Origin of the sequence: Vibrio sp. Vb1026 (assembly GCF_033338745.1) — a bacterium.
GTDB classification, from domain to species: Bacteria; Pseudomonadota; Gammaproteobacteria; order Enterobacterales; family Vibrionaceae; genus Vibrio; species Vibrio alginolyticus.
Window position 1 is genome coordinate 1 of sequence record NZ_JAWOTH010000193.1, and the last position, 1,058, is coordinate 1,058.

Annotated in this window: 1 protein-coding gene and 2 pseudogenes; all 3 read right to left on the reverse strand. The window is 45.7% G+C overall.

What is annotated here, in order from left to right:
- Positions 1-92, reverse strand: a pseudogene (locus R7E47_RS25225) (penicillin-binding protein activator LpoB); the annotation flags it as partial.
- 66 nt (positions 93-158) lie between these two features.
- On the reverse strand, positions 159-551 hold the full coding sequence (locus R7E47_RS25230) for a YcfL family protein (RefSeq protein WP_021449351.1): 393 nt from the start codon (positions 549-551) through the stop codon (positions 159-161).
- Positions 551-1,058: pseudogene (locus R7E47_RS25235) on the reverse strand (hypothetical protein); the annotation flags it as partial. The gene R7E47_RS25230 and the pseudogene R7E47_RS25235, both read right to left, overlap by 1 nt.

A 1,058-nucleotide genomic window follows, 5' to 3' on the forward strand; every position in this document is an offset into this window, starting at 1 on the left:
TCAGTCGCTTGTGAATCACCGTAAGAGACTTTGTTAGAACAACCACCCAAAATAACGGCTAGACCTAAAAGAGCAATAATACTTTTTTTCATGAGAGTTCCTTAGTTATATCAATACCAGCGCATGTTGGCGCGGCAGCTACGGCAAAGCCGTTAAGATTAATCGTCTTGTGCTTCTCTAATTTGAACACGGAAATGTGTGCCATTTGGATTGACCGTGACTTCCGAAAGCGTCACAGATTCAAATCCACGCACGATCATTTTGCGCCAAGGCCCCGGTTTGGTGTTCACTTCCAAACCATTGTTGTCGTACCAGTAGAAGCGATAAAGAATATGCTGGTCACCTTTGTAGTTACTGTTTAACTGCACCACACCACGTGGTCGATCATCGACGTAAGTCGTGGTGATGTTGTCAACCAACAGTCGGCTGCCCAATACGTTATCGTTAAAAAATACGTTTTGTGTTTGGCCATCAACTCGGATCCCAGCAGTGTTGTCCGCACAACCTGCCAAACCGATAATGACTGCTAAGCCAATAAGCCATGCTCTCATTACAATCTCCCTAATTGTTTATGCCATACCGTCGAATGCGCTCCCTGACGAGAAACCCACACCAGTGTGGTTTGCTGCGCAGGTACGTCAAATTGATAGACTTGATCGCCTAAATTTAGCTGCTGTGTACCCGGCTTCACAATTTGTGAGGCCGTCTTCACTTGCGCTGGCAGCGTTTGCCAGCTTCGAGTATCTGGTTGTTCTGTTAACGTATTCCAAACGTTGAAAAGAATATTGCCCACGTCATCGCCTTTTTTCGCTGCTTCTTTTCTGATTCGGTCTTTCGCCCAAACGCGAATGGCTTGGCGAATCACTATTGTCGTTAAGCGTTCATTCAAATCATTCTGAGCCATGGCATTAACGTCAGCCAACGTACTAGAAGGCAGCGTTTTTCCATTCAAAGCCACATCACTAAAGCGTGGTGTCCCACGTTTCGGATAATAAGGTAGTGCCAATGAGTAGATTGCGCCATTGCCGCGACTGTCAAAAATAGGTAAATCAATACGC

Excerpts from the sequence above, each read along its gene's own strand:
- R7E47_RS25230 (WP_021449351.1), bottom strand. The coding sequence starts at position 551 with ATGAGAGCATGGCTTATTGGCTTAGCAGTCATTATCGGTTTGGCAGGT.